We start from the raw sequence: 13866 nt of genomic DNA on the forward strand, positions 1-13866 counted from the left end.
CAATGACCGACAAGAACCCCGACCCCAGCCACATCCGCCTGGCCAAACGCGTGGCCGACCAACTGAACTGCTCGCGCAGCACGGCCGAGCAGTTCATCGAAGGCGGCTTTGTGCGCGTGGACGGCCAGGTGGTGGAAGCCCCCGGTGCCCGCGTGCGCCCCGACCAGGCCGTGGCGGTGGCGCCAGACGCCAGCCTGCTGGAGCTCACGCCGGTCACACTGCTGCTGCACAAGCCGGCGGGGTTCGAGGCTGGCCTGGGACTTCCGGCCGGGCAAGCCGCCCACGCCAGCCGCAGCCAGGGCGCGCCACAGGCCGCCACGCTGCTCGGTGCTGCCTCGCACCTGGCCGAAGACGCCTCGGGCATCCGCGTGCTGCAGCGCCATTTCCGGCAGCTCGAATGCTTCACGCCGCTGCCCACCGAGGCCAGCGGCCTGGTGGTCTACACGCAGGACAAACGCATCGCGCGCAAGCTGGCGGAAGACATCGAATCGCTGGAGCAGGAATGCATCGTCGAGGTGAAAGGCGAGATCGCCCCCAATGGACTGCAGCGCCTGTGCCACGGCCTCACGTTCAACGGCCGCCCGCTGCCGCCCATCAAGGTGAGCTGGCAAAACGAGACCCGGCTGCGCTTTGCGCTGAAGGGCATCCGCCCCGGGCAGGTCCCGGCGATGTGCGAGGCCGTGGGCCTGTCGGTGGTGGCCCTCAAGCGCATCCGCATCGGCCGCGTGCCGCTGGCCAAGGTGCCCGAGGGGCAGTGGCGCTATCTGCAGCCGTGGGAACGGTTCTAATCCGCTGCGCGGCTGCGCGCTGCCCGGGGAGAGGATTCAAAAACAATAGCTGCCAGCGCTTGATTGACAAGCACTGGCAGCCATCTTTATCAATGTGTGAAGCGCGCCGATAAGCCGGATTCTGTGCACTGCCGGCCCTCTTGCGAAGACCCGCAGCGTGACCGCCATTACTCTGGGCCGGGTGTCGCCACCACGGCTCGATGCTACCTACCCGCCAGCTCTGCGGAACCACATCAACGCTGGCCTACTTGGTATTGCTGCGCGTAGAGATTGCCCGTTTCACCCCGAGCGGGCTTGCCCGCTCGGGGTGGCTGTTCGGACCCGGCTTTCGCCGGGTTCGGACAGCTCTCGCTGTCCTCTCGCCAGCTTGCGCTGGCGCCTCACAGAACACTCCGTGGCAGGTAGTTTCCACCCGGACTCGTCTCTGTTGCTCTGATCCTCACCTCACGGTGGGCAGCCGTTAGCTGCTACGCTGTCCTGTGCAGTCCGGACGTTCCTCCAGTGCCTGGTTTCCCAGATTGCACCAGCGGCGGTCTGGCGCGCTTCACAGGAGTGATTATCGCCCCGATCGGCATATCCATATGCTGCACACCCACGATGAACTGGGCCAGAATGCGTGGGCAACCCCTCTTTTCCCAGGAGACTTCCCATGAAAACCGACAACATTCTGCAAGCCATCGGCAACACCCCGCATGTGCGCATCAATCGCCTGTTTGGTTCGGGTGCCAACGTGTGGATCAAGTCCGAGCGCAGCAACCCCGGCGGCTCCATCAAGGACCGCATTGCGCTGGCCATGGTGGAAGACGCCGAAAAATCCGGTGCGCTGAAGCCCGGCGGCACCATCATCGAGCCCACCAGCGGCAACACCGGCGTGGGCCTGGCCATGGTGGCGGCCGTCAAGGGCTACAAGCTCATCCTCGTGATGCCCGACAGCATGAGCATCGAACGCCGCCGCCTGATGCTGGCCTACGGCGCCAGCTTTGACCTGACGCCGCGCGAAAAGGGCATGAAGGGCTCGATCGCCCGCGCGCAGGAGCTGCAGGCCCAGACACCCAACTCATGGATCCCGCAGCAGTTCGAGAACCCGGCCAACATTGAAGTGCATGTGCGCACCACGGCGCAGGAGATCCTGGCCGACTTCCCCGACGGGCTCGATGCGCTCATCACCGGTGTGGGAACGGGCGGCCACCTCACCGGCGTGGCGCGGGTGCTGAAAGCCAAGTTTCCCCAGCTCAAGGTGTTCGCGGTGGAGCCCACGCAATCACCCGTCATCAGCGGCGGCCAGCCATCGCCGCACCCCATCCAGGGCATTGGCGCGGGCTTCATCCCCAAGAACCTGGACACCAGCGTGCTCGACGGCGTGATCCAGGTCGATGCCGAACCGGCGCGTGAATACGCGCGCCGCAGCGCGCGCGAGGAAGGCATGCTGGTGGGCATCTCCAGCGGCGCCACGCTGGCGGCCATTGCGCAAAAGCTGCCCGAACTGCCCGCCGGCAGCCGGGTGCTGGGCTTCAACTACGACACGGGTGAGCGCTACCTGTCGGTCGAAGGCTTTTTGCCCACGGCTTGACAACCCACGCCGGGTGCGCGCGGCAAGGCACAATCTCGCGCTCCATGGCCACCCGACACCACGCCCCCGTCCACATCTCCGTGGCGCACCCCGGTGCGCCGCTGAGCGCACAGCAAAAGAAGTTCAACCGCCACATCGAGCGCATCGCCCAGCAGCGTGCGTTGCTTGCCGACTGGCAGCAGGCCATCGCCGCCTACCGCGAGCGCCATGCGCGCGAGGCCGTGCCGCTGCAAAAGATGCACCAGGAGCTGATGGTCGAGCTGGTGCAGTACCTGGACGCGGCCAGCGACAACAAGAAGCTCACCAAGGCCGAGCGCCGCACCCTCGGCGAGGCCATCACCGACCGGCTCGCCATGCTGATCGACGCCCTCCCCGACGAGGCCACGCGCGCCAGCCTCAAGGAGATCTACAACCGCCACAGCGGCAGCGACTACGACGCCGAAGAGGCCGCGGGCAACGACGTTGCCAAGGAAATGGCGCAGGCCATGGCGCGGCAGGTGTTCGGCGTGGACGTGGACCTGCAGGATGCCGACATGGACTCGCCCGAGGACTTCCTGCGCCGCCTGCAAGAGCAGTTGCAGGCCCAGCAGGAACGGCATGAACAGGCCGGGCAGCAGCGCGAGGCCCGCCGCGCCGCGCGGCCGCGCAAGCCCAGCACCCGCGAGCTCAAGGCCCAGGAAGAGGCGGCGCAAGCCACGCAGTCGGTGCGCGAGATCTACCGCAAGCTCGCCAGCCACCTGCACCCCGACCGCGAGACCGACCCCGCCGAGCGCGAGCGCAAGACGGTGCTGATGCAGCGCGTGAACCAGGCCTATCAGGACAACAAGCTGCTCGACCTGCTGCAGTTGCAGTTGGAGATCGAGCAGATCGACCCCGAGCACATCGCAGGCCTGAGCGAGCAGCGCCTGCAACACTACAACCGCGTGCTGGCCGAGCAGTTGAAGGAACTGCAGCAGGAGGTGCGGGAGGTGCAAGACCATTTCCTGATGGCGTTCGGGCTCGACCCCTACCAAAACCTCAAGCCCGCGGGCCTCCTGCGCGAGCTGCGTGCGCACCTGCAGATCGTCGAGTACGAGAACCTGCAGCTGCGCAATGCGCTGAACGCCTTGCGCGCCGACCCGGCCACGCTCAAGGGCTGGATCAAGGCCGAGCGCCAACAGCAAAAGGCGCAGCAGGACGACATGGGCGAGTGGTTCTGACGCCGCCCTTCAGGCGCTGTCCCGATAGCGGCCCGGGCGTGCCGACAAACCGCCACCATCACCAGAAACACCAGCAGGTGCTTACTGGAAAATCGTTTTATGCTATCAATAGCATTGCAAATATGGCGATCAGAACTGGGATTGCTGCGCGCACGCGGTCCTAGCCACGGGCCCATAGGCCGCCATGAACGCAGCCACCGCGCGCTGCACGGTGGCGCCGATTTCTTCGGCTGACATCGGCTCCAGGGTCTGGAACAGAAAGCGGTCCAGCCATTCGGCCTCCAGCAGCCCCCGCAGGTGCAGGGCGGCAATGCGGGCATCGGCCTGGCGCAACTGGCCCGCGTCCATGGCCTGCTGCAAAAACGCTGCCGTCACCGCCTCGCTGCGCACGGGACCGAGTTCGTAGCACTGGCGTCCCAGGTCCGAGCGCCCAGCCTCGGCCACGATCAGGCGGCGCACGGCCTGCACCTGGGGCGAATACAGCAGCGTAAGCAGCCCCCGTCCAAACTTCTCCAGCGCCTCGGTCATGTCCTGCAGGGTGGGGTCGAGTGCTTCCAGCGTGGCCTGGAATTCGGCCTCGGTGGCACCGAACACCACGGCCAAAAACAGCTCTTCCTTCGACGCGAAGTAGTTGTACAGCGTGGCCTTGGAATAACCCAGGCGCTCGCAGATGGCCGACATCGTGGCCCGCTCGAACCCCGTTTCCTGAAAAACCTCGGCGGCGGTCTCCAGGATGGCCTGCCGTCTTGTCTCGGTTTTGGCGCGCATGTCAACCTCTTTATTTTTGAACCAATGGGTTCAGTTTATCTTGATTTCACCAAAAACCAAAGCTAAACTAAACCGATCAGTTCATTTAATGGAGTATGGATGCTTCACCACAGCACGCAGTCCGCGCGCCCCTCGCGTCGGCTGACCTGGCCCCTCACCACGCTGGGCGCCGCCCTGTTTCTGGCCGGATGTGCCCAGTTGCCCGACCTGGGCGCCACGCCCCAGCCCCAATCGGCCGACGCTTTCCAGTCCACCGCCTCCCTGCAGGCGCCCAGCGCCCTATGGCCCGCCGAGCAGTGGTGGTCGGCCTACGGCGACGCCCAGCTCAACGCGCTGATCGACGAGGCGCTGGCCGACGCGCCCGACCTGGCTGCCGCCGCGGCGCGGCTGCAACGGGTGGACGCCGTGATGCAGATCACGGGTTCTGCCAACCAACCGCAGGTCAGCGCCAATGCGTCCGTCACCGGCGACAAACTCAGCTACAACCACCTGATCCCCCGCTCGCCCGCCACCGAGGGCCTGAACGACTATGGCCGCGCCACGCTGGATGTGCGCTGGGAGCTCGATTTCTGGGGCAAGAACCGCGCCGCGCTGGCCGCCGCCACGTCGGACGTCGAGGCCAGCCGCGCCGAGCTGGCGCAGGCGCGCCTGTGGCTGGCTACGGGCGTGGCCGCCAATTACGCCGAACTGAGCCGCCTGTATGCCAACCGTGACACCGCCGCCCGCGCGGTGGAGATTCGCCGCAAGACCGCCAGCCTGTTTGCCCAGCGCTTTGACAACGGCCTGGAAACGCGCGGCGGCCTGCGCAATGCCGACGCCCGCCGCGCCGTGACCGAAGGCGAGCTGCTGGCCATCGACGAGCAGATCGCGCTGCAGCGCAACCGCCTGGCCGCCCTGCTGGGCGCGGGCCCCGACCGGGGCCTGGCGCTGCAGCGGCCCACCCTGGTGCTGAACCGCGCTTTTGGCCTGCCCGCCGAGCTGTCGGCCGACCTGCTGGGCCGCCGCCCCGACGTGGTGGCCACGCGCCTGCGGGCCGAGGCCCAGGCCCGCCGCATCGACCAGAAGAAGGCCGAGTTCTACCCCAACGTGAACCTGTCGGCGCTGATCGGCGTGCAGTCGCTGGGGCTGGACATGCTGGCCAAGGGCGGCTCGGGCATCGCAAGCTTCGGCCCGGCGATTTCGCTGCCGATCTTCAGCGGCGGCCGCCTGCAGGGCGAGCTGCGCGGCGCGCACGCCGGTTATGCCGAAGCCGTGGCCCAGTACAACGCCACCGTGGCGCGCGCGCTGCAGGACGTGGCCGACAACGCGGTCAGCCAAAAGGCCCTGGGCCAGCGCCTCATCAAGGCGCAAGAGGCCGTGGACGCCGCCACCGAGGCGCACCGCGTGGCCAGCAACCGCTACGAAGGCGGCCTGGCGACCTACCTGGAAGTGCTGACGGCCGAAGACGGCCTGCTGGGCGCCCTCAGCGCCCAGACCAACCTGCGCTCGGCTTCGCTCACGCTGGACATCGGCCTGCAACGGGCCCTGGGTGGCGGCTACCAGGCGGCCCGGGCCAACACCCTGGCCAGCGCCCCAAAGTAAGCCTCGCCCGGCCACCCCAAAAACATCGAACAAGGAATTCCCATGTCTGACAACCACACCAGCTCTGCCGCCGACACCCTCGTCAAAAAGCGCCGCAACGCCCGCCTTGCCGCCCTGGGCGGCGTGGTGGTGCTGGCCGCCATTGGCTCCACCGCCTACTGGAAGCTGTACGCCTCGCATTTCGTATCGACCGACAACGCCTACGCGGCGGCCGAAGTCGCGCAGATCACCCCCGCCGTGGGCGGCACCGTGCTGGAAGTGAAGGTGAGCGACACCGACGCCGTCCAGCAAGGCGATGTGCTGCTGGTCATCGACCCCACCGACGCACAACTGGCCGTGGCCCAGGCCACGGCGGAACTCGACCGCGCCACGCGCCGCGTGAAGAGCCTCATGGCCAACGACACCAACCTCAGCGCGCAGATCAGCGCCCGCGAGGCCGATGCCCAGCGCGCCAGCGCCCAGCTGGCCGCCGCGCAGGCCGACTTCGAGCGCGCCAAGATCGATCTGCAGCGCCGCCAGGCGCTGGTGGCCTCGGGCTCGGTCTCGGGTGACGAGCTGACGCGCGCCAAGAATGGCTTTGATGCCGCCACCGCCCAACTGGCCGCCGCCAAGGCCGCCGCCGCGCAGGTCACGGCCAACCAGCGCTCTGCCGTGGCCGCCAAGGAGGCCAATGCCGCGCTGATCAGCCAGAGCACCGTGGACACCAACCCCGAAGTGCTTGCGGCCCGGGCGCGCCTGGACCAGGCCAAGGTCGATCTGGCGCGCACCGTGATCCGCGCGCCGCTCGACGGCGTGGTGGCCAAGCGCATGGTGCAGCTGGGCCAGCGCGTGCAGCCCGGCATGCCGCTGATGGCGGTGGTGCCCGTCAATGACATCTACGTGGACGCCAACTTCAAGGAGGTGCAGCTGGAAAAAGTGCGCGTGGGCCAGAGCGTGAAGCTGCACGCCGACATCTACGGCAAGGGCGTGACCTACCAGGGCGTGGTCGAAGGTTTCTCGGGCGGCTCGGGCTCGGCCTTCTCGGCCATTCCGGCGCAGAACGCCACGGGCAACTGGATCAAGGTGGTGCAGCGCCTGCCGGTGCGCGTGAAGCTCGATCCAGCCCAGCTGCAGGCCAACCCGCTGAAGGTGGGCCTGTCGATGCATGCTGAAATCGACACCCGCACGGGCGGCCAGCAAGCCGCTGCCGCCGCCCAAGCCCCCCGCACCGCCGCAGCGAACTGAGCGGGACCGCCACCATGAGTCAAGCGACGACGGCGCCCGACGCGCCGGCCCCCCTGGCCCACGACGGTGTGGCGCCCCTGAAGGGCCCGATGCTGGCCGTGGCCGCCCTGATGCTGGCTGCTGCCAACTTCATCGCGGTCCTCAACATGACCATCGCCAACGTGGCGGTGCCCAACATTGCCGGCGCGCTCGGTGCCGCCGCCAGCCAGGGCACCTGGGTCATCACCTCGTTCGCCGTGGGCGAGGCCATCACGGTGCCGCTGACCGGCTGGTTTGCGGCGCGCTTCGGCCCCGTGCGCGTGTTCGTGGTGTCGATGGTCCTGTTCGGCATCTTCTCCATCCTGTGCGGCCTGTCCACCTCGATCGGCATGCTGGTGGTGGCGCGCGTGTTCCAGGGCCTGAGCGGCGGCCCGCTGATGCCGCTGTCGCAAACGCTGATGCTGCGCATCTTCCCCAAGGACAAGGCCGGGGCCGCCATCGGCATCTGGTCGATGACGACGCTGGTGGCGCCCGTGGTCGGCCCCATCCTGGGCGGCTGGCTGGTCGATGACTTCACCTGGAACTGGGTGTTTTTGATCAACGCCCCCATTGCCATCGGTTTTGGCCTGGGCGCCTGGAAGCTGCTCCAGCACATGCAGGATGCCCCCGTGCGCAACCCGTTCGACAAGGTGGGCCTGGTGCTGCTGCTGGTGTGGGTGGTGGCGCTGCAGCTGGTGCTGGACGAGGGCAAGAACCTCGACTGGTTCGCCTCCGGCGAGATCGTGGCGCTGACCATCATCGCCGTGGTGGGCTTTGCCGCCTTCCTGATCTGGGAGCTGCACGAAAAGCACCCGGTGGTGGACTTGCGCGTGTTCCGCCACCGGGGCTTCAACGCTGCCGTCACCACCGTCAGCGTGGCCTATGCCGCCTTCTTCGGCGTCAGCGTGCTCACGCCGCTGTGGCTGCAGAGCTTCATGGGCTATACCGCCACCACGGCGGGCCTGGCCACCGCCTGGACGGGCGTCACCGCGCTGCTGGTCGCGCCCATCGTGGCGTCGAGCAAGCGCGACCCGCGCGCGCTGGTGTTCTTTGGCGTGCTCTGGATGGGCCTGGTGACGCTGTGGCGCACGCTGGCCAACAGCGACATGGCGTTCTGGGACATTGCCATTCCGCTGGCCGTGATGGGCTTTGCGCTGCCGTTCTTCTTCATCCCGACCACGGGCATCGCCCTGGGCAGCGTGGACGAGCGCGAGATGGACTCGGCCGCTGGCCTGATGAACTTTTTGCGCACGCTCTCGGGGGCGTTCGCCACCTCGGTGGTGACCACCGTGTGGGCCAACCAGACCACGCGCAACCACGCCGAACTGGTGGGCCTGACCGACCGCGATGGCAGTGTGCAGGCCCTGCTGCAACAGTCGGGTGCGCCGCCCGAAGTGGCCACACAGGTGGTGGACTATCTCATCGTGTCGCAAAGCGGCATGCTGTCCACCAACCAGGTGATGACGGGCATTGCGGTGATGTTCGTCATCGCCGCCTGCATCATCTGGATCGCACCCAAACCCACGCGCGTCATCGAACCGGGCGCCGGTGGGCATTGACCTCAGAAAGGAGCAAACCATGTTCAAACACATTCTGGTTCCCACCGATGGTTCGGAACTTTCTTTGCGCAACGTGGCGCGGGCTGCTGCTTACGCCCAAGAAACCGGCGCCCGCATCACGCTGTTCTACGCCCAACCCGAGGCGCCTTCGGTTTATGCCGGGATGGGTGCGGTCAGCAATGCGCACCTCGGCCAGGAACTCCAGACCCGGCTGGACGAAGCCGCCACGGAAATCCTGGATGCGGCAGAAAAGCAGGTGCTTGCGGCCGGCGCCAGCTGCCAGCGCGTGGTGCGGGTGGGCAACAAGCCGTATGAGCTCATCATCGCGGCGGCCGACGAGCATGGCTGCGACCTGATCTTCATGGCATCGCACGGCCGCTCGGGCGTCAGCGCCCTGTTGCTGGGCAGCGAGACGCAGAAGGTGCTGGCGCATTCGAAGATTCCGGTGCTGGTGTACCGGTAGAAAGTTCTGCGGCACGGCCGGTAAAATCGGCCTCTCCCGCATTGCCCCTCGCCCGATAACCACGGGCCCGCAAGACCATGATCCGCCTTTCTGAAATCCGGCTGCCCTTCACGGTGGCCGAAGCCCCCGAGGCGCCCCTGCGCGCCGCCACCACCCGCATCCTGGGTCTGGCAGATGCCGATATCGCCCAGCTGCAGGTCTTCAAGCGCAGTTTCGATGCGCGCAAGGCCGATCTGCTGGCGGTGTACATCGTCGACATCGCACTGGCCGATCCCGCGCAGGAAGCCGCCCTGCTCGAACGATGCGCGGGCAACCCGCACATCCAGCCCACGCCCGACATGGCCTGGCGCCCCGTGGGCCAGGCACCTGCCGACCTGCCCCTGCGCCCCGTGGTGGTGGGCTTTGGCCCCTGCGGCATCTTTGCGGCCCTGGTGCTGGCGCAGATGGGTTTCAGGCCCATCGTGCTGGAACGCGGCAAGAACGTGCGCGAGCGCACCCAGGACACCTGGGGCCTGTGGCGCAAGCGCGAGCTGAATCCCGAGAGCAATGTGCAGTTCGGCGAAGGCGGCGCGGGCACCTTCAGCGACGGCAAGCTCTACAGCCAGATCAAGGACCCGCGCCACCTGGGCCGCAAGGTGATGGCCGAATTCGTCAAGGCCGGTGCCCCCGAGGAAATTCTGTACGTGGCGCACCCGCACATCGGCACCTTCAAGCTGGTGAAGGTGGTGGAGAGCCTGCGCGCGCAGATCATCGCGCTGGGCGGCGAGATCCGCTTTGAACAGCGCGTGACCGACCTGATCGTGGAAAACGGCCCGCAAGGCCGCCATGTGCGCGGCCTGAAGGTGCTGAACCAGGCGACGGGCGCGACCACCGAGCTCGCTGCCTCCCATGTGGTGATGGCGCTGGGCCACAGTTCGCGCGACACCTTTGCCATGCTGTACGAGCGGGGTGTGCAGATGGAAGCCAAGCCGTTTTCCATCGGCTTTCGCATCGAGCACCCGCAGGGCGTGATCGACCGCGCGCGCTGGGGCCGCCACGCGGGCCACCCGCTGCTGGGCGCGGCCGACTACAAGCTGGTGCACCACGCCGCCAACGGCCGCGCGGTGTACAGCTTCTGCATGTGCCCCGGCGGCACCGTGGTGGCCGCCACCAGCGAGCCGGGCCGCGTGGTCACCAACGGCATGAGCCAGTACTCGCGCAACGAGCGCAATGCCAACGCGGGCATGGTGGTGGGCATCGACCCGCACGACTATCCGCGCGACCCCGATGCCTACGCGGCCGCGCTGGGCGCCACCCACGGGGTCGAGGCCCTGGCCGCCGACCGGCACCATCCGCTGGCGGGCATCGTGCTGCAGCGCCAGCTGGAATCGGGCGCCTATGTGCTGGGCGGCAGCAATTACAGCGCGCCCGGCCAGCTGGTAGGCGATTTCATCGCAGGCCGGCCCTCCAAGGATCTGGGCAGCGTGGAGCCCTCGTACAAGCCCGGCGTGGCGCTGGGCGATCTGCACGCCGCCCTGCCCGGCTATGCCATCACTGCCCTGCGCGAGGCCCTGCCGGTGTTCGGCCGCAAGATCAAGGGCTTTGACATGCACGACGCCGTGCTCACCGGCGTGGAGACACGCACGTCGGCGCCGCTGCGCATCGACCGCGGCGACCACCTGCAAAGCCCCAACACCCCCGGCCTGTACCCGGCCGGCGAAGGGGCGGGCTACGCGGGGGGCATTCTTTCGGCGGGCGTGGACGGCATCAAGGTGGGCGAGGCCGTGGCCCGCAGCCTGCTGGGCTTGGGCTGATACGCGCCGCCATGAAAAAACCGCCAGGGACCTGGGCCCACTGGCGGTTCGGGAAAGAAGCGGCCGCAATCAGCTGTTGGGCTGGCTGTTCTGCAGCGCAGCGATGCGCTCTTCGATCGGCGGGTGGGTGCTGAACAGCTTGCCGATGCCGCCGGCAATGCCCATGGCCGCCATGCTTTTCGGCAGCTCGGCCGGGTGCATGCCGCCCAGGCGGGCCAGGGCGTTGATCATGGGCTGGCGGCGCCCCATGAGCTGGGTGGCGCCCGCGTCGGCGCGGAACTCGCGCTGGCGCGAGAACCAGGCCACGATGATGGCCGCCACGAAGCCCAGCACGATGTCGAGCACCACGGTGGTGACCATGTAGCCGATGCCGGGGCCCGAACGGTTCTCGTTGTTCTTGTTGAGGAAGCTGTCCACCGCGTAGCCGATCACGCGCGACAGGAACACCACGAAGGTGTTCATCACGCCCTGGATCAGCGTCATGGTGACCATGTCGCCGTTGGCAACGTGGGCCACTTCGTGGCCGATCACGGCCTCGACTTCCTCGCGCGTCATGCCCTGCAGCAGGCCCGTGGAAACGGCCACCAAGGCCGAATTCTTGAACGCGCCCGTGGCAAAGGCGTTGGGATCGCCCTCGAAGATGCCGACCTCGGGCATGCCGATGCCGGCCTTGTCGGCGAACTTGCGCACGGTCTCGACGATCCAGGCCTCATCGGCGTTGCGCGGCTGCTCGATGATCTGCACGCCCGCACTCCACTTGGCCATGGGCTTGCTGATCAGCAGCGAGATGATGGCACCGCCAAAGCCCATGACAAAGGCAAAACCAAGCAACGCGCCCAGATTCAGGCCGTTGGCCGTGAGGTAGCGGTTGACGCCCAGCAGGCTGGCAACAATGCCCAGCACGGCCACCACGGCCACGTTGGTCAAGAGGAACAAAATAATGCGTTTCATGGGTTCTCCACAGAGGTGCGGGGGACTGGAACGGCACACATGGGGGTGGCTGCGCGCTCCTTCAAGCCGGGGTCACAGCGCTGCAGATCCCATGGTGTGGTTGTTTTTGCGGGGCGCGCTGCGGAATACGAGGGAATCATCATAGAAGGAAAAGTTCTCATTCCCGGGCCACCAGCCCGGTATCCCCAGCACGGGCAATGGCACAAAGGGCTTGGCCACCAGGTGCTCGGGCTGCAGCTGCTGCGCCAGCCAGGCATCGAGAGATGCTGCTGAATCCGTCGCTGCCTGCGCTTGATAGACATGCGCGGTGATGGGTTTGCGCGGATAAACCAGTTTTTCCAGCAGCGCGTGGCCGAACAACACCAGCCGGGCCTCGCACCACAGCGGGCGCAGTTCCACAAATAGCCGCCGCCAATCGCGCGCATTCAGCGCCTGCCACAGCGGCGCCGGAGCATCAAGCACGGCACCGTTTTCATCGAACACCGTGAGCGCATCCCGCAGCGCCCCCCGCACCGCCTGAACGCCATCGGCCGCGATCGCCCGGGCCTGCAACTGGTTCAGCCGCCGCTTGGTCAGCGGAAACTGCAGCCACACCAGGCCGTTGAAGAAGTCATGCAGGTTGTCGCGCGTGGGCACACGGCGGGTGTCGAAGATGAACTGTTCGTAGGCGGTGCCATCGGGCAGTTCGGACTGGGGGACAAAACGCATTGGCCCCCTGCCCGCACCCAGTGCCGCCTGGAGCGCACTGTGCACGGTATCGCCCCGCACAATCCGCTGCGCCACCGGTTCTCCCGTGGCCCGCCAGGGCGCAAGCCAGGCAGCGCCCCAATCCACGGCGGCTACACCAGCCGCCACGGCAGCGCTTCACCCGCGCGCAAAGGCTTGAGCTCGGCTTCGCCAAACGCAAAGCTGTCAGGCGGGGTCCACGATTCGCGGCGCAGGGTGATGGTGCCGGTGTTGCGCGGCAGGCTGTAGAAGTCGGGGCCATGGAAGCTGGCGAAGCCTTCCAGCTTGTCGAGCGCACCGGCGTTGTCGAACGCCTCGGCGTACATCTCGATGGCGGCGTGGGCCGTGTAGCAGCCCGCGCAGCCGGTGGCGTGTTCCTTGAGGTGCGCGGGGTGCGGCGCGCTGTCGGTACCCAGAAAGAACTTGCTGCTGCCGCTGGTGGCGGCCTGCACCAGGGCCACGCGGTGGGTTTCGCGCTTGAGCACGGGCAGGCAGTAGTAGTGCGGGCGGATGCCGCCCGTGAAGATGGCGTTGCGGTTGTAGAGCAGGTGGTGCGCCGTGATGGTGGCGGCGGTGAAGCGGTCGGCGCCTGCCACGTAGTCGGCGGCGTCCTTGGTGGTGATGTGCTCGAAGACGATTTTCAGCTCGGGGAAATCGCGGCGCAGCGGGATGAGCTGCTGCTCGATGAACACGGCCTCGCGGTCGAACAGGTCGATGTCGCTGCTGGTCACTTCGCCATGCACCAGCAGCAGCAAACCGGCCTTCTGCATGGCTTCGAGCGTCTTGTAGGTCTTGCGCAGGTCGGTCACGCCCGCGTCGCTGTTGGTGGTGGCGCCAGCGGGGTAGAGCTTGCAGGCCACCACGCCCGCCGCCTTGGCACGCACGATTTCTTCGGGCGGCAGGTTGTCGGTGAGGTACAGCGTCATCAGCGGCTCGAACTGCACACCACCATCTTCACGTGGCGGCGCGGCCGCCAGGATGCGCTGCTGGTAATCGAGCGCCTGCGCGGCCGTGGTCACGGGCGGGCGCAGGTTGGGCATGATGATCGCGCGGCCGAACTGGGCGGCGGTGTGCGGCACCACGGTGTGCAGGGGCTCGCCGTCGCGCACATGCAGGTGCCAGTCGTCGGGGCGGGTGATGGTGAGGGTGTCAAGGGCGGCAGTCATGGCCGCCATTGTCCCATCCCTGCCCGCTATCGGGAATTTGCCATCGCGTCCCGGATGGCG

The 13866-nt window shown here is 67.3% G+C and carries 12 protein-coding genes and 1 other RNA gene; 8 read left to right on the forward strand and 5 right to left on the reverse strand.

Annotated features, from left to right (window positions below):
- Positions 1-2: 2 nt before the first annotated feature.
- Positions 3-788, forward strand: coding sequence for an rRNA pseudouridine synthase (locus AC1RDS_RS09760; RefSeq protein WP_287877147.1), 786 nt, complete (start codon positions 3-5; stop codon positions 786-788).
- A gap of 94 nt (positions 789-882) precedes the next feature.
- Here the strand turns inward: AC1RDS_RS09760 and rnpB are convergent.
- Positions 883-1334, reverse strand: an RNA gene (gene rnpB, locus AC1RDS_RS09765) — RNase P RNA component class A.
- A gap of 103 nt (positions 1335-1437) precedes the next feature.
- Between rnpB and cysK the strand changes: the two genes are divergently transcribed.
- Positions 1438-2358: a cysteine synthase A gene (gene cysK / locus AC1RDS_RS09770; RefSeq protein WP_287877149.1), complete on the forward strand. Its 921-nt coding sequence runs from the start codon at positions 1438-1440 to the stop codon at positions 2356-2358.
- 44 nt (positions 2359-2402) lie between these two features.
- Entirely contained in the window at positions 2403-3557 is a 1155-nt protein-coding gene (locus AC1RDS_RS09775) for a J domain-containing protein (protein WP_492226882.1), read from the forward strand.
- A gap of 129 nt (positions 3558-3686) precedes the next feature.
- Here AC1RDS_RS09775 and AC1RDS_RS09780 read toward each other — a convergent pair whose 3' ends face one another.
- Entirely contained in the window at positions 3687-4325 is a 639-nt protein-coding gene (locus tag AC1RDS_RS09780) for a TetR/AcrR family transcriptional regulator C-terminal domain-containing protein (RefSeq protein WP_492226883.1), read from the reverse strand.
- A 99-nt stretch (positions 4326-4424) separates the two neighbouring features.
- Here AC1RDS_RS09780 and AC1RDS_RS09785 point away from each other — a divergent pair, with 99 nt between their 5' ends.
- The 5 genes from AC1RDS_RS09785 (at position 4425) to AC1RDS_RS09805 (ending at position 10963) form a co-directional block, all read left to right on the forward strand.
- Positions 4425-5906, forward strand: coding sequence for an efflux transporter outer membrane subunit (locus AC1RDS_RS09785; RefSeq protein ID WP_492226884.1), 1482 nt, complete (start codon positions 4425-4427; stop codon positions 5904-5906).
- A 42-nt stretch (positions 5907-5948) separates the two neighbouring features.
- Entirely contained in the window at positions 5949-7130 is a 1182-nt protein-coding gene (locus AC1RDS_RS09790; protein WP_492226885.1) for an HlyD family secretion protein, read from the forward strand.
- Positions 7131-7144: 14 nt separating this feature from the next.
- Entirely contained in the window at positions 7145-8707 is a 1563-nt protein-coding gene (locus tag AC1RDS_RS09795) for a DHA2 family efflux MFS transporter permease subunit (RefSeq protein WP_492226886.1), read from the forward strand.
- Positions 8708-8726: 19 nt separating this feature from the next.
- Positions 8727-9170, forward strand: a complete 444-nt coding sequence (locus AC1RDS_RS09800; protein ID WP_492226887.1) for a universal stress protein — start codon at positions 8727-8729, stop codon at positions 9168-9170.
- A 77-nt stretch (positions 9171-9247) separates the two neighbouring features.
- Entirely contained in the window at positions 9248-10963 is a 1716-nt protein-coding gene (locus AC1RDS_RS09805) for an NAD(P)/FAD-dependent oxidoreductase (protein ID WP_492226888.1), read from the forward strand.
- 69 nt (positions 10964-11032) lie between these two features.
- Here AC1RDS_RS09805 and htpX read toward each other — a convergent pair whose 3' ends face one another.
- From htpX to pyrC, 3 genes are all read right to left on the reverse strand, one after another.
- Positions 11033-11914 carry a protease HtpX gene (gene htpX, locus AC1RDS_RS09810; RefSeq protein WP_092697620.1) on the reverse strand — a complete coding sequence of 294 codons (882 nt, stop codon included), beginning with the start codon at positions 11912-11914 and terminating at the stop codon, positions 11033-11035.
- Positions 11915-11986: 72 nt separating this feature from the next.
- Positions 11987-12769 (reverse strand): DUF3025 domain-containing protein, encoded by a 783-nt coding sequence (locus tag AC1RDS_RS09815; RefSeq protein WP_287877163.1) that lies wholly within the window; start codon positions 12767-12769, stop codon positions 11987-11989.
- Positions 12754-13806 carry a dihydroorotase gene (gene pyrC, locus AC1RDS_RS09820; RefSeq protein WP_492226889.1) on the reverse strand — a complete coding sequence of 351 codons (1053 nt, stop codon included), beginning with the start codon at positions 13804-13806 and terminating at the stop codon, positions 12754-12756. The genes AC1RDS_RS09815 and pyrC overlap by 16 nt, the downstream gene beginning before the upstream one ends.
- Between the last annotated feature and the right edge of the window lie 60 nt (positions 13807-13866).

The organism is Acidovorax sp. GW823-FHT02H02 (genome assembly GCF_058797075.1).

What these genes read in the sequence shown, in the direction of transcription:
- AC1RDS_RS09760 (WP_287877147.1), top strand. Translation starts at nt 3, where the DNA reads ATGACCGACAAGAACCCCGACCCCAGCCACATCCGCCTGGCCAAACGC.
- cysK (WP_287877149.1), top strand. Translation starts at nt 1,438, where the DNA reads ATGAAAACCGACAACATTCTGCAAGCCATCGGCAACACCCCGCATGTG.
- AC1RDS_RS09775 (WP_492226882.1), top strand. Translation starts at nt 2,403, where the DNA reads ATGGCCACCCGACACCACGCCCCCGTCCACATCTCCGTGGCGCACCCC.
- AC1RDS_RS09780 (WP_492226883.1), bottom strand. Translation starts at nt 4,325, where the DNA reads ATGCGCGCCAAAACCGAGACAAGACGGCAGGCCATCCTGGAGACCGCC.
- AC1RDS_RS09785 (WP_492226884.1), top strand. Translation starts at nt 4,425, where the DNA reads ATGCTTCACCACAGCACGCAGTCCGCGCGCCCCTCGCGTCGGCTGACC.
- AC1RDS_RS09790 (WP_492226885.1), top strand. Translation starts at nt 5,949, where the DNA reads ATGTCTGACAACCACACCAGCTCTGCCGCCGACACCCTCGTCAAAAAG.
- AC1RDS_RS09795 (WP_492226886.1), top strand. Translation starts at nt 7,145, where the DNA reads ATGAGTCAAGCGACGACGGCGCCCGACGCGCCGGCCCCCCTGGCCCAC.
- AC1RDS_RS09800 (WP_492226887.1), top strand. Translation starts at nt 8,727, where the DNA reads ATGTTCAAACACATTCTGGTTCCCACCGATGGTTCGGAACTTTCTTTG.
- AC1RDS_RS09805 (WP_492226888.1), top strand. Translation starts at nt 9,248, where the DNA reads ATGATCCGCCTTTCTGAAATCCGGCTGCCCTTCACGGTGGCCGAAGCC.
- htpX (WP_092697620.1), bottom strand. Translation starts at nt 11,914, where the DNA reads ATGAAACGCATTATTTTGTTCCTCTTGACCAACGTGGCCGTGGTGGCC.
- pyrC (WP_492226889.1), bottom strand. Translation starts at nt 13,806, where the DNA reads ATGACTGCCGCCCTTGACACCCTCACCATCACCCGCCCCGACGACTGG.